General features: G+C 60.4%; 18 protein-coding genes. 6 read left to right on the top strand and 12 right to left on the bottom strand.

Features of this window, described 5'->3' with window-relative positions:
• Positions 1-81: 81 nt before the first annotated feature.
• The 4 genes from AC06G5_RS05410 to AC06G5_RS05425 all read left to right on the top strand — a co-directional run bounded on the left by AC06G5_RS05410 (position 82) and on the right by AC06G5_RS05425 (position 7,004).
• Positions 82-1,182 carry an efflux RND transporter periplasmic adaptor subunit gene (locus AC06G5_RS05410; RefSeq protein WP_413426533.1) on the top strand — a complete coding sequence of 367 codons (1,101 nt, stop codon included), beginning with the start codon at positions 82-84 and terminating at the stop codon, positions 1,180-1,182.
• 6 nt (positions 1,183-1,188) lie between these two features.
• Entirely contained in the window at positions 1,189-4,254 is a 3,066-nt protein-coding gene (locus AC06G5_RS05415; protein WP_111281321.1) for an efflux RND transporter permease subunit, read from the top strand.
• 978 nt (positions 4,255-5,232) lie between these two features.
• A complete protein-coding gene (locus tag AC06G5_RS05420) occupies positions 5,233-5,514 on the top strand; it encodes a DUF6124 family protein (RefSeq protein WP_413703497.1) in 282 nt (93 codons plus the stop codon).
• A 143-nt stretch (positions 5,515-5,657) separates the two neighbouring features.
• On the top strand, positions 5,658-7,004 hold the full coding sequence (locus tag AC06G5_RS05425) for a Fic family protein (protein ID WP_413703496.1): 1,347 nt from the start codon (positions 5,658-5,660) through the stop codon (positions 7,002-7,004).
• A gap of 45 nt (positions 7,005-7,049) precedes the next feature.
• Here the strand turns inward: AC06G5_RS05425 and AC06G5_RS05430 are convergent, their stop codons facing one another.
• From AC06G5_RS05430 to plsB, 4 genes are all read right to left on the bottom strand, one after another.
• The gene (locus AC06G5_RS05430) at positions 7,050-7,739 is read right to left on the bottom strand and encodes a DUF4197 domain-containing protein (RefSeq protein ID WP_413703495.1); all 690 of its coding nucleotides are present in this window, start codon (positions 7,737-7,739) and stop codon (positions 7,050-7,052) included.
• Positions 7,740-7,764: 25 nt separating this feature from the next.
• Complete coding sequence (locus tag AC06G5_RS05435) at positions 7,765-8,163, bottom strand: YbaY family lipoprotein (protein ID WP_413703494.1); 399 nt, start codon at positions 8,161-8,163, stop codon at positions 7,765-7,767.
• A 93-nt stretch (positions 8,164-8,256) separates the two neighbouring features.
• Positions 8,257-8,892, bottom strand: a complete 636-nt coding sequence (locus tag AC06G5_RS05440) for a hypothetical protein (protein ID WP_413703493.1) — start codon at positions 8,890-8,892, stop codon at positions 8,257-8,259.
• A 153-nt stretch (positions 8,893-9,045) separates the two neighbouring features.
• Complete coding sequence (plsB, locus tag AC06G5_RS05445; protein ID WP_413703492.1) at positions 9,046-11,538, bottom strand: glycerol-3-phosphate 1-O-acyltransferase PlsB; 2,493 nt, start codon at positions 11,536-11,538, stop codon at positions 9,046-9,048.
• 236 nt (positions 11,539-11,774) lie between these two features.
• Between plsB and AC06G5_RS05450 the strand changes: the two genes are divergently transcribed.
• The gene (locus AC06G5_RS05450; protein WP_413426542.1) at positions 11,775-11,984 is read left to right on the top strand and encodes a cold-shock protein; all 210 of its coding nucleotides are present in this window, start codon (positions 11,775-11,777) and stop codon (positions 11,982-11,984) included.
• A 147-nt stretch (positions 11,985-12,131) separates the two neighbouring features.
• Here the strand turns inward: AC06G5_RS05450 and AC06G5_RS05455 are convergent, their stop codons facing one another.
• From AC06G5_RS05455 to AC06G5_RS05470, 4 genes are all read right to left on the bottom strand, one after another.
• Positions 12,132-12,509 carry a hypothetical protein gene (locus AC06G5_RS05455; RefSeq protein WP_046816499.1) on the bottom strand — a complete coding sequence of 126 codons (378 nt, stop codon included), beginning with the start codon at positions 12,507-12,509 and terminating at the stop codon, positions 12,132-12,134.
• Positions 12,510-12,604: 95 nt separating this feature from the next.
• Positions 12,605-13,414: a putative RNA methyltransferase gene (locus AC06G5_RS05460; protein ID WP_413426544.1), complete on the bottom strand. Its 810-nt coding sequence runs from the start codon at positions 13,412-13,414 to the stop codon at positions 12,605-12,607.
• Entirely contained in the window at positions 13,414-14,565 is a 1,152-nt protein-coding gene (gene dapE / locus AC06G5_RS05465; protein WP_413426546.1) for a succinyl-diaminopimelate desuccinylase, read from the bottom strand. Before dapE ends, AC06G5_RS05460 begins: the two co-directional genes overlap by 1 nt.
• 238 nt (positions 14,566-14,803) lie before the next feature.
• The gene (locus AC06G5_RS05470) at positions 14,804-17,395 is read right to left on the bottom strand and encodes a glycosyltransferase (RefSeq protein ID WP_413426548.1); all 2,592 of its coding nucleotides are present in this window, start codon (positions 17,393-17,395) and stop codon (positions 14,804-14,806) included.
• A 212-nt stretch (positions 17,396-17,607) separates the two neighbouring features.
• On the opposite strand from AC06G5_RS05470, the gene tcdA reads away from it, so the two are divergent.
• Positions 17,608-18,426, top strand: a complete 819-nt coding sequence (gene tcdA / locus AC06G5_RS05475; RefSeq protein WP_413426550.1) for a tRNA cyclic N6-threonylcarbamoyladenosine(37) synthase TcdA — start codon at positions 17,608-17,610, stop codon at positions 18,424-18,426.
• Positions 18,427-18,544: 118 nt separating this feature from the next.
• Here tcdA and AC06G5_RS05480 read toward each other — a convergent pair whose 3' ends face one another.
• From AC06G5_RS05480 to AC06G5_RS05495, 4 genes are all read right to left on the bottom strand, one after another.
• A complete protein-coding gene (locus tag AC06G5_RS05480) occupies positions 18,545-18,949 on the bottom strand; it encodes a SufE family protein (protein ID WP_413426552.1) in 405 nt (134 codons plus the stop codon).
• Positions 18,946-20,151 carry an aminotransferase class V-fold PLP-dependent enzyme gene (locus AC06G5_RS05485; RefSeq protein WP_480459062.1) on the bottom strand — a complete coding sequence of 402 codons (1,206 nt, stop codon included), beginning with the start codon at positions 20,149-20,151 and terminating at the stop codon, positions 18,946-18,948. Before AC06G5_RS05485 ends, AC06G5_RS05480 begins: the two co-directional genes overlap by 4 nt.
• 147 nt (positions 20,152-20,298) lie before the next feature.
• Entirely contained in the window at positions 20,299-21,333 is a 1,035-nt protein-coding gene (gene dapD / locus AC06G5_RS05490) for a 2,3,4,5-tetrahydropyridine-2,6-dicarboxylate N-succinyltransferase (protein ID WP_008019559.1), read from the bottom strand.
• A gap of 32 nt (positions 21,334-21,365) precedes the next feature.
• Positions 21,366-21,728, bottom strand: a complete 363-nt coding sequence (locus AC06G5_RS05495) for an ArsC family reductase (protein WP_413426556.1) — start codon at positions 21,726-21,728, stop codon at positions 21,366-21,368.
• Positions 21,729-21,883: the final 155 nt, after the last annotated feature.

A 21,883-nucleotide genomic window follows, 5' to 3' on the forward strand; every position in this document is an offset into this window, starting at 1 on the left:
TACTGGACTGGTGAGTTTGCTATTAATAACATACTGCTCAGTATAATTATTCAAAGCACCATTAGCGAAAGGTCCTTCACCATGTTCCGCTATGCCTTGCCCCTCGCGTTGCCAGTCACCCTGGCTTTTTTATTGTCTGCGTGTGGTCACGAAGAGGCACCGCAAGTCAGCGTGCGCCCGGCCATGGTGGTCCAGCCAGAGCCCTCGGGGCAGTCCATGGAAAGCTATCCTGGTGAAGTTCGCGCGCGTTACGAGCCGGATCTGGCGTTCCGTATCGGCGGCAAAGTCAGCCGACGACTGGTCGAGGAAGGGCAGCGGGTCAAGGCCGATCAACCCTTGGCGGAGCTCGACCCCCAGGACGTGCGTCTGCAGCTGGAGGCCACCCGGGCCCAGGTTGCCGCCGCTGAAGCGAATCTGAACCTGGTGCGCTCCGAGCGTGATCGCTACAAGACCCTGATGGAGCGTCAACTGGTCAGTCGCTCGCAGTACGACAACGCCGAAAACCTCTACCGCTCCGGTGAAGCCCGCCTCAAGCAAATCAAAGCCGAATTCAACGTTTCCAATAACCAGGCCAGCTACGCCGTGTTGCGTGCGCCGCAGGACGGTGTCGTGGCCAAGCGTCTGGTGGAAGTCGGGCAAGTCGTGGCCGCCGGGCAAACCGTGTTCACCCTGGCCACCGATGGTGAGCGTGAAGTGTCGATCAGCCTGCCGGAGCAGAATTTCGGCCGTTTCAAGGTCGGTGAGCCGGTGTCGGTGGAGCTCTGGACTCAACCCGATCAGCGCTTCGAAGGGCGTATCCGTGAACTGTCGCCGGCGGCTGACCCCAAGTCGCGCACCTTTGCGGCGCGCATCGCGTTCAACGCCGGCAAGGTTCCTGTCGAGCTTGGCCAGAGTGCCCGAGTGTTCGTGCAGGCTGCCGACGCGATCCCTCTGTCCGTTCCGCTCTCAGCGCTGACGGCCGAAAACGGCGTGACCTATGTCTGGGTCGTCAGCGCCAACAACACCTTGAAGAAGACTCCGGTGCGCGTTGGTGCCTTCGGCGAGAAAAGCGTACCGGTGCTTGAAGGGCTCAACGCCAGCGACTGGGTGGTGGCTGCTGGTGTTCATGTGCTTCTCGAAGGGCAGCAGGTACGCCCGGTGGATCGTTCGAACCGCGTGGTCAATCTGGCAAACAAGGAGTAAGCCCCGATGCGCTTCAACGTTTCCGAATGGGCGCTGCGTAATCGCCAGATCGTCCTGTTCCTGATGCTGTTGCTGGCCATTGTCGGCGCACTTTCCTACACCAAGCTCGGCCAGAGCGAAGACCCGCCGTTCACCTTCAAGGCCATGGTGATTCGCACCAACTGGCCGGGAGCGACCGCTCAGGAAGTCTCGCGCCAGGTCACCGAACGCATCGAAAAGAAACTGATGGAAACCGGCGAGTACGAGCGCATCGTGTCGTTCTCCCGACCAGGCGAATCCCAGGTGACCTTCATCGCCCGCGACTCCATGCACTCGGTGGAGATCCCGGAGCTCTGGTATCAGGTACGCAAGAAGATCAGTGATATCCGTCATACCCTGCCGCCGGGAATTCAGGGGCCGTTCTTCAACGATGAATTCGGCACCACGTTCGGCAATATCTACGCCCTGACCGGCGAGGGTTTCGACTACGCGGTGCTCAAGGATTACGCGGACCGCATCCAGATCCAGCTGCAACGGGTCAAGGATGTGGGCAAGGTCGAGCTGCTGGGATTGCAGGACGAGAAAATCTGGATCGAGCTCTCCAACGTCAAGCTCGCCACGCTCGGTTTGCCGCTGGCTGCCGTCCAGCAAGCCCTTGAAGAACAGAACGCGGTGTCCACGGCAGGCTTCTTCGAAACCAGCAGCGAACGATTGCAGCTACGGGTGACAGGGAATTTTCAGACGGTCGACGAGATCAAGAACTTCCCGATCCGCGTCGCTGATCGTACCTTCCGCATTTCCGATGTGGCCGACGTGCGGCGTGGTTTCAATGACCCACCGGCGCCGCGCATGCGCTTCATGGCGCAGGACGCCATCGGCCTGGCGGTGGCGATGAAGGACGGCGGTGACATCCTGGTGCTGGGCAAGGCGCTGGAAATCGAATTCGCCCGCATTCAGAAAAACCTCCCGGCCGGCATGCAGCTGCGCAAGGTCTCCGACCAACCGGCTGCGGTAAAAACCGGTGTTGGCGAGTTTGTGCAAGTGCTGGTCGAGGCGCTTGCCATTGTGTTGCTGGTGAGCTTCTTCTCCCTCGGCGTGCGTACCGGCATGGTGGTGGCCCTGGCGATTCCGCTGGTGTTGGCGATGACCTTCGCCTGCATGTATTACCTGGGCATCGGCCTGCACAAGATCTCCCTCGGCGCGCTGGTACTGGCGTTGGGCTTGCTGGTGGACGACGCGATCATCGCCGTGGAAATGATGGCGATCAAAATGGAGCAGGGCTTCGACCGGGTCAAAGCGGCGAGTTATGCCTGGACCAGTACTGCGTTCCCAATGCTCACCGGTACGCTGATCACCGCGGCCGGCTTCCTGCCGATTGCCACGGCGCAATCGGGCACTGGCGAATACACCCGTTCGATCTTCGAGGTGGTCACCATCGCGCTGCTGGCGTCGTGGGTCGCCGCCGTGGTCTTCGTGCCGTACCTCGGGGAAAAACTCCTGCCGGACCTGGCGAAAATTCATGCAGCCAAGCACGGTGCCGGCCAGCCCGATCCGTATGGCACGCCGTTTTATCAGCGCGTCCGGCGGCTGGTGGAGTGGTGTGTGCGCTGGCGTAAAACCGTGATCGTGGCGACCGTGCTGTTGTTCATCGCCTCCATCGTGCTGTTCCGTTTTGTACCGCAGCAATTCTTCCCGGCATCGGGTCGTCTGGAGTTGATGGTCGATCTGAAACTGGCCGAAGGCGCTTCGCTGAGCAACACCGCGGACGAGGTCAAACGCCTCGAAGCGCTGCTCAAGGACAAGGCGGGGATCGACAATTACGTGGCCTACGTCGGCACCGGTTCGCCGCGTTTTTACCTGCCGCTGGATCAGCAACTACCGGCGGCGAGCTTCGCCCAGTTTGTCGTCCTGGCGAAAACCATCGAGGAACGCGAAGCCCTGCGCACCTGGTTGATCGCAACGCTCAATGAGCAATTCCCGGCCTTGCGTTCGCGGGTCACGCGTCTGGAAAACGGTCCGCCGGTTGGCTACCCGGTACAGTTCCGCGTGACCGGGGAGCACATCGAAGAGGTGCGGGCGCTGGCGCGTAAAGTCGCGGCCAAGGTTCGCGAGAACCCGCATGTGGTCAACGTCCACCTGGATTGGGAAGAGCCGAGCAAGGTGGTGTACCTGAACATCGATCAGGACCGCGCGCGGGCGCTGGGCGTGAGCACGGCGAACCTGTCGAGGTTCCTGCAAAGCTCCCTGACCGGTTCCAGCGTGAGCCAGTACCGTGAAGACAACGAGTTGATCGAGATCCTGTTGCGCGGCACCGTGCATGAGCGCACCGAGTTGTCATTGCTGCCGAGCCTGGCGGTGCCGACCGATAACGGTCGCAGCGTCGCGCTGTCGCAGATCGCGACCCTGGAGTACGGTTTCGAAGAAGGCATCATCTGGCACCGCAACCGTCTGCCCAATGTGACGGTTCGTGCCGACATCTATGGCAAGGAGCAACCTGCGACGCTGGTGCAGCAGATCATGCCGACCCTCGATCCGATCCGCGCCGAACTGCCCGATGGCTACTTGCTGGATGTCGGCGGCACGGTGGAAGACTCCGCGCGCGGACAGAATTCGGTGAAGGCTGGCGTGCCTCTGTTCATCGTGGTGGTGCTGACCTTGCTGATGCTGCAACTGCGAAGTTTCTCGCGCACGGCGATGGTGTTTCTGACGGCGCCGCTGGGGTTGATCGGGGTGACGCTGTTCCTGTTGGTATTCCGTCAGCCGTTCGGTTTCGTGGCCATGCTGGGGACCATCGCCTTGTCCGGGATGATCATGCGCAACTCGGTGATTCTGGTGGATCAGATCGAGCAGGATATCGCGGCGGGGCTCAAGCCTTGGCAGGCGATCATCGAGGCGACGGTGCGGCGGTTCCGGCCGATTGTGTTGACGGCGCTCGCGGCGGTGTTGGCGATGATTCCGCTGTCGCGCAGTGTGTTCTTTGGGCCGATGGCGGTGGCGATCATGGGGGGGTTGATTGTTGCCACGGCGTTGACGCTTTTGTTTTTGCCCGCCCTTTATGCCGCTTGGTTTCGGGTTCGCAAAGAGTCGGTTTGAGGGGTTGACCTTGGCGGCCTTCGGGCCGACCAGGCTGTTTTTTGATGGTGTACATATCCGTTCCTGCGGTAACGGCGGCTGGCGGTTTCGCCCTTACGGCGAGTCACTTTTAACAAGCGCCTTAAAAGTAACCAAAAGCGCTCGCCCCTTGCGTACGGCCCCTCGCTAAGGCTCGGGGTTCCTTCGCTCCGGTATTCATCCGGGGGCATTGCCCTCCGGTTGGCTTCGCTGCACCTACATGCAATGTGTTCGACTGCGTCGAACGGCGCTGCGCGCCAGTCCCCGGATGAACACCTCCACTCAGCCTCCCGAGGGGGCGGGTGGATCAAGATCAAGAGCTGCAGGCGAGCTAACGCTCGGCCTGATGAGTGGTGAAGAGCATGGGTGTACGCCGATCAACTGTAGGAGCTGGCTTGCCAGCGAAGGCGGCCTGCCAGCCGACCAATCTCTTGCAGGCATACCCGGATCAACTGTGGGAGCGGGCTTGCCCGCGAAGGCGGCCTGACAGCCAACCAATCCCTCACAGATGTACCCAAACCCCTGTAGGAGCTGGCTTGCCAGCGATGGCGGCCTGTCAGCCAACCCATTCCTCACAGATGTACCCAGCCCAATTGTGGGAGCGAGCCTGCTCGCGATGACGGACTTACAGTCAACATTGTTTATCGCCCAAGCCATTCATTCAGACTATTCCCACAAGATTTTCAGCTTGCTCGTCGGAAGCCCGATCTCTAGCCTTTGCTCGTCGCTGTCAATTCAGCGACCGGGACTGCAAGCCCGCCAATAGTTTGTTAGGCGCCCACTGGCGCACCTATAATCGTGGCGCTTTTTTAGCGACCACCGATTTATGGTGGCTGTGTGCGGGAGATCTTCGGATCTGCCGAGGTTGCCTAACGACTCGGTCTTGCAGACCTGCACACAGCTGCCACCCATCATCTGCAAGTGATGCTGGCTGCTCCAACTTTCGTTAGGAGCTTCACAATGATCAAACCCAGCCCAAACCCCCCGGCTTTAGAAACTGCAGAACATATCGGCGCTTCAAGTCGCCCCTGCCCAATTTTCACCATCCGCCCAGACGTCGATTCCGAAACCTTGCTGGTCCACGCCTACGAAACCCTCGCCTCAGCGAATGTAATGGCAACCGAACTGTCGTCCATCCTGACCGGCCCGACCTGCAATCTGGCACTCGGTATTCAGCAGATGATCGTCCTGGCGCAGTTATCAGTGAATCGCGTCCTCGACCAGCTGGATCCGCAGCAATAGCCAAAGGAAGAAGCCGGCTGAACCTTTGCCAACCAGCGGGCTTTCATTGTTCCTACATCTATCTCGGACCCGTCTGATATTGAGGCTGAAAAACTCAGGTGTTGTACTCGGAGTCCGGTTTTACGCATGTTTGAGACAGCGCCATGAAAAATCCACCTACGTTGAGGGGGCGGTCCGATCCGGTGTTTGATCGGCTGTTGCGATCGCCCCACAAGGAACGCCTTTCGCAATACCTCGCCTTGCTCAAGCCTCTGGACGATCAGGGGCGTTACCTGCCGTTCGATTCATTGCGCTACCGCTGGGCACCCGGGCTGGATTCGAACCTGTGCTGGGCCTTGGTCAAGAAAGCGCGGACTGCACAGTATTCGAGCCTTTTGCCATTGGGTGAACCCGCGTGCTGGCTGAAATTCATGCTGACGCCGCAGGCGCAAAAAGCCATTTCCGTAGTGGATCGTCAGGCGACGACCGCAGTGCTGGAATACATGACCGGCCAGATTGGCGAGCGCGCTCATTTCAGCTTTTTGCTCAATGATCTGATCGAAGACGAAGCCATCAGCAGCAGTCAGCTTGAAGGTGCGGCCACCACGACGCGGGTGGCCAAGGACATGCTCAAGCGCCATCGCACGCCGCGCACGCCGGATGAGCGAATGGTCATCGGTAACTTCAAGATGATGAACTTCGCCTGGGAGCAGCGTTACGAGCCACTGAGCGTCGAGCTGATTGCAGCCATGCATCGGGTTGGCGTCGAGGGTATTGACGATTTGCAGTATTCGCCCGGGGTCTTCAGGATCAACGATGACGTCGTAGTCCAGGATGGCGAGGGCAACACCGTGCATTCGCCACCGCCTGCAACAGGGCTTGTGTCCCGCTTGCAGTTGCTGGCCAAGTGGATCAACCAACCCCAAAACAACCCTCATCAAGCGAACTACCTTCATCCATTGATCAAAGCCATCGCGCTGCATTTTGTCCTGGGTTACGAGCATCCTTTTCGCGACGGCAACGGTCGGGTAGCGCGCGCGTTGTTTTACTGGTTCATGTTCAAAAATGACTTCTCGGCGTTTCGCTACATCGCCATCAGTGTTTTGTTGCGCAATGCGCCGTTGAAGTACGGGCGGTCGTATTTGAATACCGAGGCGGACGACCTGGATCTGACGTACTTCATCGATTTCCAGTGTTCGGTGGTGTTGCGGGCTGTGGGCAGTTTTACCGAGGCGTATCGGAAAAGTCTGGACGATGTGCAGCAATTTGATTGCTGGTTGCGTGAAAGTGGTTTTCTCGACCAGCTCACGGAGAAACAGCGGGCGTTGTTTCAAGTGGCCAGGAGCGGAATGGCCAAGGAGTTCACGGCGGTCAACGTGAAGGCGAATCTGGGTTGTTCCTACAACACAGCGTCAGCCACGCTAAATGGGCTGGTCGCGTTGAAGTTGTTCGAGAAACGCAAGATGGGGCGCCAGTGGGTGTTCTTTCTAAGACCCGTATCAGCGGCCTGAACTTCTGTGGGAGCAAGCCTGCTCCCACAGGTTTTGTATCGCGGCTCAGAGCGTACCAAACACCTTCTTCGCCAAACTGGTCGCCGCAGCTGCCGGGTTCTGGCGGATGGTTTCTTCCTGTTTGCCGATCATTTCGAACAAGCCGTTCAACGCCTGCTCGGTGACGTAGTTTTCGACGTTGGCGTTTTTCGCATCCACTACGCCCATGGTCGCCGCTTGCCCGGCGAACGAGTTGTATTGCTGGGCCAGGCCAACCTGGTCGGTGGCTTTCTTGACGATGGGCAGGAACTTGGCGCGGATCTGTTCGCGGCTGGTCTTGTTCAGGTATTGCGTGGCCGAGTCGTTGCCGCCGCTGAGGATGCCCTTGGCATCTTCCACGGTCATTTTCTTCACGGCATCGACGAGGATCGGCTGGGCCTGGGTGACGGCGGTTTCCGCCGCTTTGTTCATGCTGGCTTCCAGCTCGTCGACCTGATCGCCCATGCCGAACTGTTTCATCTTGCTCGCGACTTTGCCCAGTTTGCCCGGCAGTTCGATTTTCACGTCCGGGTTGTTGCTGAAGCCGCCCGGGGTGCCGAGTTGTTTTACGGCCAGTTGCGCACCTTGGGTCAGGGCGTCCTTGAGGCCGCCGGTGGCGTCTGTCTGCGACAGGTCGCTGAGGGACAGTGCGAGTGCACTCGCGGAAATCATCAGGCCTGCGCACAGGCCGGCAAAGCGAAGGGTAGGGCGGAACATGGCAGCTTCCTTGTTAGAAAATGAATTAGCGAACGGCGTCGACGCGGATTTTCAGTGGCTGCGGATCGCTGCCATCAAGCTGTACAGCGTGGTGTTCGGTGGTGATGAACAGCAACTTGCCGTCAACTTCGATGCGCGCGCTCACCGAGTAGCGATGACCCGGCTTGACCTGGGCGGGATCGTAACTCAGATGGAATGGCAGAGGCACCTGTCCTGTGATCTGGCCCTTCTGTTCGTCAAGGATCAAGGCTGGCGCGTCGGCCACCGATACATCCTGCAAGCTGACACTCAGCGTGGCAGTGGGTGGCAGCGCAATGCGTTGCAAGTAAAAAACTTCACCATCGAGTGATATTTCAGGCGCGGGCGAAGGCGTTTGGCAGGCTGTCAGCAAGGCAAGCGAGGCGAGCAGAGTCAATTTTTTCAAAAGTATTTCCGTGTAGAAAGCGCCAGTAGAGTACTGGCGCCTGTGCGACGACGTAAGCGGCGTTTACGCTTAGCGTCGATCTGTACGTTGAATTCAGCCACCGAAAACCGGGGGCTGAACAATTTCAGGCATTAGTATCAATTTCGCCGGTTTAAGACCCAGCGACAGTCGGTGCTGACCATGGCTCTCGAATGAGCCGGTCAGTGCGTAAAGTTGGCCAGGCTTGATCATGGACGGGTCATATTTCACGTAGATGGGGGTGATTTGCGCGGTCAGGCCTACACCCTCACTAATAGTGATCTCAGCCTGGTCATCAGTAGTCATTTCAATCAACTTAACTAACAGCTTTGAGTCAGCAGGGTAACCAATTCGGGGCATCCAGGACTTTTCCACAGCGATGTAGCCCACAGGGCTCAAGTGAATGTCCGTATCGTGATCGCCTCCCGCCCACCAGAAATTTTGCTCCAGATCCAGGAGCAGTGCGGTCCCTTGATGGGAGATTTTTACATTGATGGAGAAGCGGCTTCCGATTTTGTTCAACTCAGAATCGACCATAACCGGGAAGCTGATCGGACGCGTCGATGGAAGTTGGTTGCTCCCCCACCGGCTGTGAAGTCTGGGCGCATCCCTGTTGGTAATGTCTTGTACTCGAATGCTTATTTCGCAGGCCTCCGGTAGTTCAAAGTCTGGAGGAAAGCGCAGGAAGGTATTGATTGTATGTTGGGGCATGATGATTTCCTTATCAATGGACTCGTTGGAAATGACGAGCGCTGAGCTTATCTCCCGAGTATTCGAGCGTTATGTAGGAGGCGTTCGCTAGACGAAAGCGAATTGATGACGGGAAGGGTCAGCAAGCGTCCTTGCTTCTGACATTTCAATGGGTCATGCCCGCTCGACAAGGTCGGCCGCATCCTCACTGCGATGCAACGCCACCTGGCGGATCGACAATCGAATCTCCGCCGGCAACACCCGCTTGGCCGCGCCTTCGGCCAGTTCGCCGAGCAGTTCGTGATAGCCCAGCTTGCCGGCCTCGTCGCGCTTGAGCACCTCGAGGTCGAGCAGGGTCTGGATGAAGTGGCGGAACAGGCTCTTGTCGAAGAATTCCGGGGCGTTCAGGCCATGCAGGATCGACAGGCGCTGGGCCATGACCGTGCACAGGTCTTCCAGCTCTTCGGCGCTGATGCTGTTCTGGCCGCTGTTGAGCAGCAGGGACACGGTCATGTAGAAGCGCTGCAGGGTCTGGGCGATGCTTTTCGACAGCAGCGTCAGCAGCACGAAATGCCGTGAGCTTGGCGCCGGGCGCAGGTACACGGCGTTCTCGAAACGCAGCAGGCCTTGTTCGACGAACGCTTCCAGCCACTGGCCGATCACCGCATCCAGTTCGTCGAGCGTCCAGCGGATGAACAGCTCCGCTTGCAGGTACGGATACAACGCATGGGTGTAGCGCAGGATCTGTTCGCGGTTCATGCGCGAGGCGCTCTGGAAGAAGCTCGCCAGCAACGCCGGCAGCGCGAAGATGTGCAGCACGTTGTTGCGGTAGTAGGTCATCAGGACCGCGTTCTGCTCGTCCAGATACAGAATCTTGCCAAGGGCGTCGCTCTGCTCGGACAGCAGGTCCATGTCCTTCACGTGCTTGATCAACGCTCGGCCATCACCGTCCGGCAGGGTGGTGTGCGGCGAGTACGGAACCTTGCGCAACAGCGCCAGATACAAGTCGAGGACCCGCGCCATGGCGCGATCGTCCAGTGCCAGACGGCTGGTGGACAGCAGCGCCAGCGCCACCAGGTTGACCGGGTTGATCGCTGCTGCCTCGTTCAGATGCTGCGCGACTTTCTCGCCGAGACGGTTGGTGGTTTCGTTGAGCCAGGCAGGTCTGAATTGCGGGCCGAGTTCCTGTTTGCGCCAGTCGGGCTGTTCGCTGTCGAGGAATTCCGCCAGTTTGATCGGCTCGCCGAAGTTCACCGCCACCTGGCCGAAGCGCTGCTTGAGGGCGCCGATGACTTTGAAGATGTCGAAGATCGACTCTTTCTTCTTGCTCGCGCCGCGCAGTTCGCCGAGGTAGGTGCGGCCTTCCAGCACGCGCTCGTAACCGATGTACACCGGCACGAAGACGATGGGCATGCGCGACGAACGCAGGAAGCTGCGCAGGGTGATCGCCAGCATTCCGGTCTTCGGTTGCAGCATGCGCCCGGTGCGCGAACGGCCGCCTTCGACGAAGTACTCCACCGGGAAGCCTTTGGTGAACAGCGTGTGCAGGTATTCGTTGAACACCGAGGTGTACAGCGGGTTGCCCTTGAACGTGCGACGCATGAAGAACGCACCGCCGCGACGCAGCAGGCCGCCGATCCCCGGCATGTTGAGGTTGATCCCGGCGGCGATGTGCGGCGGGGTCAGGCCATTGCGGAACAGCAGGTAGGACAGCAGCAGGTAGTCGATGTGGCTGCGGTGGCAGGGCACGTAGATCACTTCGTAACCCGGGGCGACCTTCTGCACGCCTTCGATGTTGTTGACCTTGATACCGTCGTAGATCTTGTTCCAGAACCAGCTCAGCACCACTTCCATGAAGCGGATCGCGGTGTAGGTGTAGTCCGAGGCGATCTCGTTGCCGTAGCGCAGGGCCTGGGCCTTGGCTTTTTCCGGGGAGATGTTTTCGCGCTCGGCTTCGTCGAGGATCGCTTGCTTGACCAGCGGCTGGTTGAGCAGGCCCTTGACCAGGTTGCGCCGGTGGGAAATGTCCGGGCCGATCACCGCGGCCTTCAGGTTGCGAAAGTGCACCCGCAGGATGCGTTGGGCCATGCGCACGGTGCGCTCGTGGCCCTTGTCGTGCTCGATCAGTTCGCGCAGGTGGATCGGCGCGGAGAACTGCACGCGGGTCTTGCGTCCCAGCACGATGATGCTCAGCAGGCGACGCAGGCGCCCGGTCACCGCCCAGCTATCGGCGAACAGGAGTTTCCATGGGCTGTTTTCGCTGTCCGGCGACTGGCCCCAGAACACGCTGACCGGAATGATCTGCGCATCTTCGGCGGCGTTCTGGCTCAGGGCGCTGACCAGGCGGGTCAACGTCGGCGGCGCGCCGCGCTTGTCCTGGCGGCCGAGCCAGTCCGGGTCCGGCGTCAGGTAGAAGAACGCGGCAGGTTCCAGCAGGTTGCCCGCCGATACCGGCAGCACCGGGCGTGGCAGACCGGCCTTGCTGCACTCGGTGTCGACCACGGCGAGGTCGGTCAGCGAAGGGTTTTGCAGGACGTAGAACACCGGACGACTGCGGTCGAGGTTAAGGGTGAACGACGACTGGTTGATCGTCTCCGAGCGAACCCAGAGGTACAACAGTCGGCGCAGGGTGCCAAACACAAGACGGCGGAACGGGGAACGGGTCATACGGCTTCTGCGTGAGTGAATAGAACCAAGCGTTTGCTCGGGAGGCCGATAGTGTGCCGGATTCGTCGAAAATCGGCAAAAAAGCGCGTAAGTAAACTCTTGTTGAGAGTTTTAGCGTCTGTCATATACTCGGCGCACTGTCGCCGTTGCCCTCATGGGACCGGTATGCGCAGGCTGACGTTCCCGAGGCTTTCCTGCGAAAAGCCCGATCAATAATAAAAAGGGAGTATGAACAAATGGCAACACGCGAAACCGGCAACGTGAAGTGGTTCAACGACGCCAAGGGCTACGGTTTCATTCAGCGCGAAGACGGGGTGGACGTGTTCGTGCATTACCGCACGATTCGTGGCGAAGGCCACCGTTCGCTGACTGAAGGCCAGCAGGTCGAGTACGCGGTGGTGCAAGGGGAGAAGGGCTTGCAGGCTGAGGATGTGGTGGGGCTGTAAACCCACTCCTCGGTTCACCCAAAAACCACTGTAGGAGCGAGCTTGCTCGCGAAGAACTCAAGGACGCCGCGCTTTCCCGGAGTTGGCGCGTTATCGTTGACAACCATCGCGAGCAAGCTCGCTCCTACAGGGGGCGGTGTTCAGGCTTCAGGCCGTCTTCCAGGTGATTTCTTCTTCACCGTCGGCGCTGATGCGAATCCAGCGATCAGCCGTCTCTTCACCTTCCTCCTCGACCCAGCTACCCGGTGCGCAGCGCACTTCGACGTTGAGCGCGGCAAAGGCCGCGCGGGCGCAGGCGATGTCGTCGTCCCATGGGGTCTGGTCGCTTTCCAGGTACAGGCTGTTCCACTTGCCGACCGCTTTTGGCAGCCAGGTCACGGGCACGTTGCCGGCCTTGCACTTGTAGGTCTGGCCTTTCTGCACCCAGTCGGTGCAGGGGCCCAATGCCGTGCCGAGCCAGGCCGAGATGGCCTTGTGGTCGACGTCGGCGTCTTTCAGGTAAATCTCGATATCGGGCTGGCGCATGGATGTCCTCACTGCGGGTCTGAAAAATCCATTCGCGGATTTAGCCGGTCTTGAGCCGTTACCCAAGACCAAAAATTAAAGTTGCTCTCTGATGACTACTGCAGAACGAAATAATCGTAGCGCATCGACACGGTGACCTCGAACGGCTCAGCCTGCTCGATCACAGCTGCACGGCGCTCGGCACTGGCGCGCCAGCCGTGAGGCGTCATGGCCAGCAGATTCGCCCGGTCCTGACCGCTTGCCAGCGTCAGTTTGTATTCCAGGGTTTCGCTGTGCTCAAGCACCATGCCTTCGGGCACCAGGGCCAGATGCTTGTCGTCGGTGTATTCGCGAACTTCGTCGTACAGCCGTTCACGCAGTTCCATCAGGTGGCCGCTGGTCGGCCCGACTTTCATCAGGCCGCCGCCGACGCTGAGCAGGCGTTTGGCCTCTTCCCAATCCAGCGGGCTGAAGACGCTCGCCAGGAATTGGCAGCTGCCGGAAGCCAACGGCACCCGCGCCATGCTGGCGATCAACCAGGTGAGCTTTGGGTTGCGTTTGCAGGCGCGCTTGACCGCTTCGCGGGAAATGTCCAGCGCGTAGCCGTCAGCATCCGGCAAGGCCTCGGCGATCTGCGCGGTGTAGTAACCCTCGCCACAACCGATATCGACCCAACGTTGCGGCGCATAACCTGCCGCCAGCTCCGCCAGGCGCCTGGCCACCGGGGCATAGTGCCCGGCGTTGAGGAAGTCGCGGCGGGCTTCGACCATCGCCTGGTTATCCCCAGGGTCGCGGCTGTTCTTGTGTTGCACCGGCAACAGGTTCAAGTAACCCTGGCGCGCACGGTCGAAGCGATGCCCGGCGGGGCAGACCACGCCGTTGTCCACCGCGTTCAGCGGTTCACTGCAGATCGGACACGCCAGCATCAGGCGAGCAACTTGATCAGGGTCTGGTAGTAGATCTCGGTCAACACGTCGAGATCGGCCGCCAGCACACGTTCGTTGACCTGGTGGATGGTCGCGTTGACCGGGCCCAGTTCAACAACCTGGGTGCCCATGGTTGCGATGAAGCGGCCGTCGGAGGTGCCACCGCTGGTGGACGCCTTGGTTTCACGACCGGTGATGTCCTTGATGCTCGACGACACCGCGTCCAGCAGTGCGCCCGGTTCGGTGAGGAACGGCAGGCCGGACAGGGCCCAGTCGATGTGCCAGTCCAGGTCATGCTTGTCGAGGATGTCGGCCACGCGCTTTTGCAGGCCTTCAACGGTGGACTCGGTGGAGAAGCGGAAGTTGAACACCGCCACCAGGTCGCCCGGGATCACGTTGGTCGCCCCGGTGCCGGAGTTGACGTTGGAGATCTGGAAACTGGTCGGCGGGAAGAAGTCGTTACCGTGGTCCCAGTGCTCGGCAGCCAGTTCGGCCAGGGCCGGGGCCGCGAGGTGGATCGGGTTCTTCGCCAGGTGCGGGTAGGCCACGTGGCCTTGCACGCCGCGCACGGTCAGCTTGGCGCCGAGGGAGCCGCGACGGCCGTTCTTGACCACGTCACCCACCAGGGTGGTGCTCGACGGTTCGCCGACGATGCACCAGTCCAGGCGTTCCTTGCGCGCGGCGAGGCGTTCGACCACTGCCTTGGTGCCGTGATGCGCCGGGCCTTCTTCGTCGCTGGTGATCAGGAACGCGACTTTGCCCTTGTGATTTGGGTAGTCGGCGACAAAACGCTCGGAGGCGACGGTCATGGCGGCGAGGCTGCCTTTCATGTCGGCGGCGCCACGGCCGCAGAGCATGCCGTGTTCGTCGATCAGCGCGTTGAACGGTTCGATCTGCCAGGCCGACACCGGGCCGGTCGGAACCACGTCGGTGTGGCCGGCGAAGCACAGCACCGGACCGTCGTCCTGGCCGTGGGTGGCCCAGAAGTTATCCACATCTTCGATGCGCATCGGTTCCAGAGTGAAACCGGCATCGCCCAGGCGTTGCATCATCTGCTTCTGGCAATCGGCGTCGATCGGCGTCACGGACGGACGGCGGATCAGGTCGATGGCGAGTTGAAGGGTCGGCGAAAGGTCGGCGTGGGCCGTCATGGAAAACTCCGGAAATCATGAATGTGGGCGCGGACTAACTGTGGGAGCGGGCTTGCTCGCGAATGCGGTGTGTCAGCAAACATAAATGTTGATTGTTACAACGCATTCGCGAGCAAGCCCGCTCCCACAGGAGATTGACCGTCAATAAGACCGTACATCACGCCAAGCCCCGCAAAATGGCGGTTATCTTAAAGCAAAACGGCGACCATTGGCCGCCGTTTAGTGCATCCGCAGAGATTTAGACGACAGGTGCCGTTTCAGGTTCGGCGATCGGTTTCGGCAGCGACGACAGGAACGCCATGATCAGTGCCGCGACGTACGGCAGCGACTGTACCAGCAACATGGTGACCCAGAAGCGCATGTCGTTGCTCGGCAGGCCCTGCACCAGGAAGATCCCCAGCGCCGCGCCCCACAACAGCAGCATGATGAACATCTCTTCCCGAGCTTCCGAAATCGCTACCCAGAAACCGTGGTTATCGGCGTTTTTCGGCGTGCGGAAGAACGGAATGCTGCTGGTGAAGAAACCGTACAGCACCGCTTTGGCGATGGTATGGGACAACGCCAGACCGGCCAGTGCCGCGCAGAAGGCATCCTTCAGGTTGACCCCGACCGCACGACGGTAGAGGAAGATGATTTTGGCGACCTTGAACACAAACAGTGCCAACGGCGGGATCGCGAAAATCAGCAGCGGTGGATCGACCCGGTGCGGCACGATGATCATGGCCGCCGACCACAACAGTGCGCCGACGGTGAAGAAGATGTTCATGCCGTCCGCCACCCACGGCAACCAGCCCGCGAGGAAGTGATAACGCTGGCCACGGGTCAGCTCGGTGTCCTTGCCGCGCAGCAGGGCGGCGGTATGGCGCTTGATGATCTGAATCGCTCCGTAGGCCCAGCGGAAACGCTGTTTCTTGAAGTCGATAAAGGTATCGGGCATCAGGCCCTTGCCGTAGCTGGAGTGGTAATACGCCGCCGACAGGCCTTTCTCGAATACCCGCAGTCCCAGTTCGGCGTCTTCACAGATGCACCAGTCGGCCCAGCCCAGTTCCTCGAGCACCGAGCGGCGGGTCATGGTCATGGTGCCGTGCTGGATGATCGCGTCGCGGTCGTTGCGGGTGACCATGCCGATATGGAAGAAGCCTTTGTATTCTGCGTAGCAGAGCTTCTTGAAGGTGCTTTCGTTCTGGTCGCGGTAATCCTGCGGCGACTGCACCACGGCGATTTTCGGGTCGGCGAAGTGCGGCACCATGTGCTTGAGCCAGTTGCGGTCGACGCAGTAGTCCGAGTCGATCACGGCAATGACTTCGGCATCCTTGGCGGTGTGCGGAATCAGGTAGTTCAGCGCGCCGCCCTTGAAGCCGGCCAGCGGTGCCACGTGGAAGAACTTGAAACGCGGGCCGAGGGTTGCGCAGTAGTCACGCACCGGTTCCCACACCGCCGGGTCCTTGGTGTTGTTGTCGATGATCAGGACTTCGAAGTCCGGATAGTCGAGGTTGGCCAGGGCGTTGAGGGTCTGTTTGACCATCTCCGGCGGCTCGTTGTAGCAGGGAACGTGAATCGACACTTTCGGGCGATAGCTGGAATCGCCCACCACCGGCAGGAATTCACGACGACGCTTGTGCACCCACACGGCTTCAGCCAGTTCGTGGGCTTCGGTCAGCAGCACGATAAACACCCCGAGCGCACCGAGGGCGAGCAAGAAGCCCACCGTCAAGCTGAACCAGGTGCTGTATTGCTGGCTGTAGTCGTAACCGATCCACACCAGCACCGAACCGCACAGGAACGCGATGAAGGTCAGGAAGGTACGGCCACGCTGACGCAGGGCCGAGCCGTCGATCATCAGCAGGGTCAGCGACAACAGCGCCAATACCACCGAACCAATGGCCAATACGCGCCACTGCGGAATCGCCACTACCGGGCCTTCGAAGTTGAACTTCTGCTGGCGTGCGGCGTTGAACACACCCCAGTAGGCGCCGACGGAACCTTCGTCACTGGCTTTCCACGGCTGGTCGAACGCTTCGATCACGAAGTAGTTGAAGCCCTGGCGGTTGAGCTTGTTGACCAGGGTTCGCAGGTAAATCGCCTGGTCCGCCGGTGAGGCATCGGCGCCACCGCGCATGCGGCCGTTGCTCGGCCAGCCCACTTCGGACAGCAGCAGCGGCTTTTTCGGGAACATCTTTTTCAGATCGCGGGCGCGGTCGAGGACGAACTGTCCGGCCTTGTCCATCGGGATGAATTCCCAGTAAGGCAGGATGTGCGCGGCGATCAGGTCGACGTGTTTGGCCAGTTCCGGGTGTTCTTCCCAGACGTGCCACTGCTCGGACGTCGTCACTGGCACTTTCACGGCGGCGCGCACGCGATCCAGCATGACGCTGAGTTCCTTGGCGGTAATTTCCTTGCGGAAGATCGCTTCGTTGCCGACCACCACACGAACCACGCTGCGTGAGGAGTTGGCGATTTCGATGGCACGGGTAATTTCCCGTTCGTTGCGTTCCTGGTCCGGGCTGATCCAGATCCCCAGGGTCACCCGCAAGCCGAATTCTTCCGCCAGTTTCGGGATGTCTTGCAGGGTGCCATCGACCGAGTAGATGCGGATGTTGTCCGTCAGCTTGCTCATGATTTCCAGGTCGCGACGCATCTCATCGTCGGTCGGATACTGTTCCTTCTGTGGGAATTGTCCTTGCTGGAACGGTGAGTAGGAGAAACCGGAGATCTGCTCCGGCCAGTTGGGGGCGGTGACCGGGCGATTGATCAGCGCCCAGAAGCCGGTAAACAAGGCTGCGATGGCGAGCACCACGACCAGGTTGAGTCCAAATTTACGCGATGACATGGTTATTTCGGGTTCCAAAGGCTGTGGAACGAGGGGACGGTCGGCGGCCGTAAAGGGGCGCGCATCCTACACCGGCAGTTCACTGAACGTATATCGGACAGGGAAATGCCTGACGTTGGGCAGTTAACTTTCACATAAGTTCTTACACTTGTAGCTTGAAGCTTAAAACTTAGTGCTGCGAAGCCCTATACTGCGCGCCGGTTTTTGGGGTAATGGTCATGAGTACAGAAGATCCGCGGTTTGCAGGCATCGCCCGTTTGTATGGCATCGAAGGCCTTGAGCGCCTGCGTGCGGCCCATGTGGCGATCGTTGGCGTCGGTGGTGTCGGTTCCTGGGCGGCGGAAGCCATGGCGCGCTGTGGCGTGGGCGAGATTTCGCTGTTCGACCTGGACGACGTCTGCGTCAGCAACGCCAACCGTCAACTGCATGCGCTGGACAGCACGGTGGGCAAGCCCAAGGTCGAGGTGATGGCCGAGCGTCTGCGTGGGATCAACCCGGACTGTACGGTGCACGCGGTGCCTGACTTCGTTACCCGCGACACCATGGCCGAGTACATCACGCCGAACATCGACTGCGTGATCGACTGCATCGATAGCGTCAACGCCAAGGCTGCGCTGATCGCCTGGTGCAAACGTCGCAAGATCCAGATCATCACCACTGGCGGCGCGGGCGGGCAGATCGACCCGACGTTGATCCAGGTCTGCGACCTGAACCGCACGTTCAACGACCCGCTGGCGTCGAAAGTGCGCTCCACGCTACGCCGTGATTACGGCTTCTCCCGCACCGTGACCCGCCACTACAGCGTGCCGTGCGTGTTTTCCACCGAGCAACTGCGCTACCCGAAACCGGACGGCAGCATTTGCCTGCAGAAGAGTTTTGTCGGCGATGGCGTGAAACTCGACTGCGCGGGCGGGTTTGGCGCAGTGATGATGGTGACGGCGACCTTCGGCATGGTCGCGGCAACCAAGGCGGTGGACAAGATCGTGGCCGGCGTGCGGCGGCCAGCGGATCGGGTCAAGCCTCAGGTTTGAGTGTTGCTGTTGATGGCCCCTTCGCGAGCAAGCCCGCTCCCACATTGGATTTCGGTCGTACACAAAAACTGTATTCACTGAAGATCAAATGTGGGAGCGGGCTTGCTCGCGAAGGCGATCAACCTGCCAGCTCATTCATCCGCTGAAGCACCGCATTCAAGCCATTGCTGCGGGATTCGGACAACTGGCGCCCCAACCCCAACTGATTGAACCAGTCCGCCAGATCCACCTGCTGCAACTCAGCCGCCGACAGCCCGTTGACCCGCGCCAGCAGCAACGCCACCAACCCGCGAATCAGGCGTGCATCGCTGTTGGCGCTGAATTGCCAATGGCCATCACGCAATTCGCCCACCAGCCACACCTGGCTTTCACAGCCGTGCACCCGGTTGGCGTCGCACATCTGCGCGTCACTCAACGCTGGCAGACGCTCGCCCCATTGCATCAGCAGGCGTGCGCGTTGTTCCCAGCCGGCGGCTTTCTGAAAGGTGTCGAGTGCCGTCACGGCATCGGCAGGCAGGTTCATCGCAGCAACTCCAGTGTCTGATCCAGGGCTTCAAAGAACCGCTCAATGTCTTCGGAATCGTTGTACAGCGCTAACGACACCCGAATCGCCCCGGCCAGTTCGAAGCGTTTGAGCAGCGGCATCGCGCAGTGATGGCCGGCGCGCACCGCGATCCCTTGTTCGGTCAGCAAATGCGCGAGATCGGAGTTATGCACACCCTCGACGGTAAAACTGGCCAGTGCCACTTGCGGCCTGGCCAACAGGCGAATGCCATTGCGCGCCTCAAGGCCCTTGAGCAGGCAGGCATGCAGCGCCGCTTCATGGGCGGACACGGCGTCCTGATCGAGCCCGGCGAGGTAATCCAGGGTCGCTCCGAGGCCGATCACACTGGCGATCGGTGGCGTCCCGGCCTCGAAACCCAGCGGTGCCGGGCGAAAACGAGCGTCGTGATAATTGGCATCCAGCACCATTTCGCCGCCGAACTGCCAGGGGCGCAGCTGTTGCAGCGCTGTATGACGCCCGAACAGCACGCCCAGGCCATCGGGGCCGTAGAGCTTGTGGCTGGAGAACACATAAAAATCGCAGCCCAGCGCTTGTACGTCGTGGCGGCCATGGACCACGCCCTGGGCGCCGTCGATCACGGTCAGTGCGTTGTGCGCCTTGGCCAGCGCCAGCAATTGCGGCAGCGGCTGCCACGCGCCAATCACGTTGGACAGTTGACTGACCGCCAACAGCCGTGTGCGCGAGCCGATCAGGCCAGCAGCGGCTTCAAGGTCGATCACACCGTCGACATCCAGCGGCAGGATCACCAGTTTCAGGTCGCGGCGGTGCGCCAGTTGCTGCCAGGGCAAGAGGTTGGCGTGATGCTCCAGGGCGCTGACGACAATCTCGTCGCCCGGATTGAAAAGATGTTCCAGGCCGTAGGCCAGGAGATTCAGCGCGGACGTCGCACCGTGGGTAAAGATGATCTGACCGCAATCGCCCGTATTGAGCCATTGCGCGACTTTGCGGCGGCTGTCCTCGAAGGCCTGGGTGGCGTGAGCGCCGGGCAAGTGCTGCGCCCGATGCACGTTGGCCGCGCCGTTGGCGTAGTAATGCGCCAGGGCATCCAGCAGGGCTTGGGGTTTTTGCGTGGTGGCGGCGTTGTCCAGATAGGTCTGGCCTTGCCGTTGCAGGGCGGCGATGGCCGGAAAATCGGCACGCCAGGGAGAGAGAATCATCATGTTGTTCGCCTGTACGCCTGACCCCTGTAGGAGCGAGCTTGCTCGCGATGGACGCCTGGACGACACGGGCTGTCTGATGCCGCGCGTTATCGTTGACGTCCATCGCGAGCAAGCTCGCTCCTACAGAGGTGCGGGTGGTCGTGTGGCTTAGTTGTGAGCGTGCAGCGCTTCGTTCAGTTCGATGGCCGATTTGTGGGTTTTGCATTCCACGGCGCCGGTCTCCGAATTGCGACGGAACAGCAGGTCTGGCTGGCCGGCCAGTTCACGGGCCTTGACCACTTTGACCAGCTGATTGTTTTCGTCCAGCAGCGCCACTTTGGTGCCGGCGGTCACGTACAGGCCCGACTCGACGGTGTTGCGGTCGCCCAACGGGATACCGATACCGGCGTTGGCGCCGATCAGGCAGCCTTCGCCGACCTTGATCACGATGTTGCCGCCACCCGACAGGGTGCCCATGGTCGAGCAGCCGCCGCCCAGGTCCGAACCCTTGCCGACGAATACGCCGGCGGATACGCGGCCTTCGATCATGCCAGGGCCTTCGGTGCCAGCGTTGAAGTTGATGAAACCTTCGTGCATCACGGTGGTGCCTTCACCCACGTAAGCGCCCAGGCGCAGACGCGCGGCGTCAGCGATACGCACGCCGGCCGGAACCACGTAGTCGGTCATTTTCGGGAACTTGTCCACCGAGAACACTTCCAGCAGCTCGCCGCGCAGGCGGGCTTCGAGTTGCAGCTCGGCCAGTTCGCTCAGGTCGACCGCGCCCTGGCTGGTCCAGGCCACGTTCGGCAGCAGCGGGAAGATCCCGGCCAGGTTCAGGCCATGTGGCTTGACCAGGCGATGGCTCAGCAGGTGCAGCTTGAGGTAGGCCTCAGGGGTGGACGACAACTGGGCGTCTTCAGCCAGCAAGGTGGCAACCAGCGGCTTGTGGCTCTCGGCCAGGCGGGTCAGCAGCTTGCCTTGTACCGCGTCGATGCCTTTCACGGCTTCAGCCAGTTGCGCGGCCTGCGCGGTGGTGAAGGTGATGGCCTGGTTGCCTTCGCTGTAACCGAGGATCGGCGCAATGGCAGCGACCAGTTCGGCGGACGGGTTGAGCAGCGGCTGGGCGTAGAACACTTCCAGCCATGCGCCTTGACGGTTTTGAGTGCCGACACCAAAGGCCAGGCTGAACAGGGTAGTGGACATGTTGATACCTCTAGCAAATTGAAACGGGCTGCTTACTTGAGCGCGGCCGCGTAGATATCTGGCTTGAAGCCAATCAGGGTTCGTTCACCGAGATCAAGCACCGGGCGCTTGATCATCGAGGGTTGTGCGAGCATCAGTTCGATGGCTTTCGTCTGGTCGAGATCGGCTTTGCGTTCGTCGTCGAGCTTGCGAAAGGTCGTGCCTGCACGGTTCAACACCACTTCCCAGCCGTGCTCGTTGCACCATTGGGTCAGGTGTTCACGGTCGATACCGACCGCTTTGTAATCATGAAAGTCATAACTGACAGCGTGTTCATCGAGCCAGGTGCGCGCCTTTTTCATGGTGTCGCAGGCTTTGATGCCGAAAAGGTGCAACGTTTTGCTTGAAACGGTCAAGGAATTGCCCCCTTTGCAGGTGCCGTAAATAAAAGGTGACGGATTATGCCATGGCCGGACGGTTTCGCGGCGGCTGTGGTCGGGTTTGTATTTGTGTCATGCCATTAAACCTTTGTAGGAGCGAGCTCGCTCGCGATGGTCGTTAACGATATCGC

It is taken from the genome of Pseudomonas sp. WT-JTC (genome assembly GCF_056711565.1).

Coding starts and splice junctions, on each gene's coding strand:
- AC06G5_RS05410 (WP_413426533.1), top strand. CDS start 82: ATGTTCCGCTATGCCTTGCCCCTCGCGTTGCCAGTCACCCTGGCTTTT.
- AC06G5_RS05415 (WP_111281321.1), top strand. CDS start 1,189: ATGCGCTTCAACGTTTCCGAATGGGCGCTGCGTAATCGCCAGATCGTC.
- AC06G5_RS05420 (WP_413703497.1), top strand. CDS start 5,233: ATGATCAAACCCAGCCCAAACCCCCCGGCTTTAGAAACTGCAGAACAT.
- AC06G5_RS05425 (WP_413703496.1), top strand. CDS start 5,658: ATGAAAAATCCACCTACGTTGAGGGGGCGGTCCGATCCGGTGTTTGAT.
- AC06G5_RS05430 (WP_413703495.1), bottom strand. CDS start 7,739: ATGTTCCGCCCTACCCTTCGCTTTGCCGGCCTGTGCGCAGGCCTGATG.
- AC06G5_RS05440 (WP_413703493.1), bottom strand. CDS start 8,892: ATGCCCCAACATACAATCAATACCTTCCTGCGCTTTCCTCCAGACTTT.
- plsB (WP_413703492.1), bottom strand. CDS start 11,538: ATGACCCGTTCCCCGTTCCGCCGTCTTGTGTTTGGCACCCTGCGCCGA.
- AC06G5_RS05450 (WP_413426542.1), top strand. CDS start 11,775: ATGGCAACACGCGAAACCGGCAACGTGAAGTGGTTCAACGACGCCAAG.
- AC06G5_RS05455 (WP_046816499.1), bottom strand. CDS start 12,509: ATGCGCCAGCCCGATATCGAGATTTACCTGAAAGACGCCGACGTCGAC.
- AC06G5_RS05460 (WP_413426544.1), bottom strand. CDS start 13,414: ATGCTGGCGTGTCCGATCTGCAGTGAACCGCTGAACGCGGTGGACAAC.
- dapE (WP_413426546.1), bottom strand. CDS start 14,565: ATGACGGCCCACGCCGACCTTTCGCCGACCCTTCAACTCGCCATCGAC.
- AC06G5_RS05470 (WP_413426548.1), bottom strand. CDS start 17,395: ATGTCATCGCGTAAATTTGGACTCAACCTGGTCGTGGTGCTCGCCATC.
- tcdA (WP_413426550.1), top strand. CDS start 17,608: ATGGTCATGAGTACAGAAGATCCGCGGTTTGCAGGCATCGCCCGTTTG.
- AC06G5_RS05480 (WP_413426552.1), bottom strand. CDS start 18,949: ATGAACCTGCCTGCCGATGCCGTGACGGCACTCGACACCTTTCAGAAA.
- AC06G5_RS05485 (WP_480459062.1), bottom strand. CDS start 20,151: ATGATGATTCTCTCTCCCTGGCGTGCCGATTTTCCGGCCATCGCCGCC.
- dapD (WP_008019559.1), bottom strand. CDS start 21,333: ATGTCCACTACCCTGTTCAGCCTGGCCTTTGGTGTCGGCACTCAAAAC.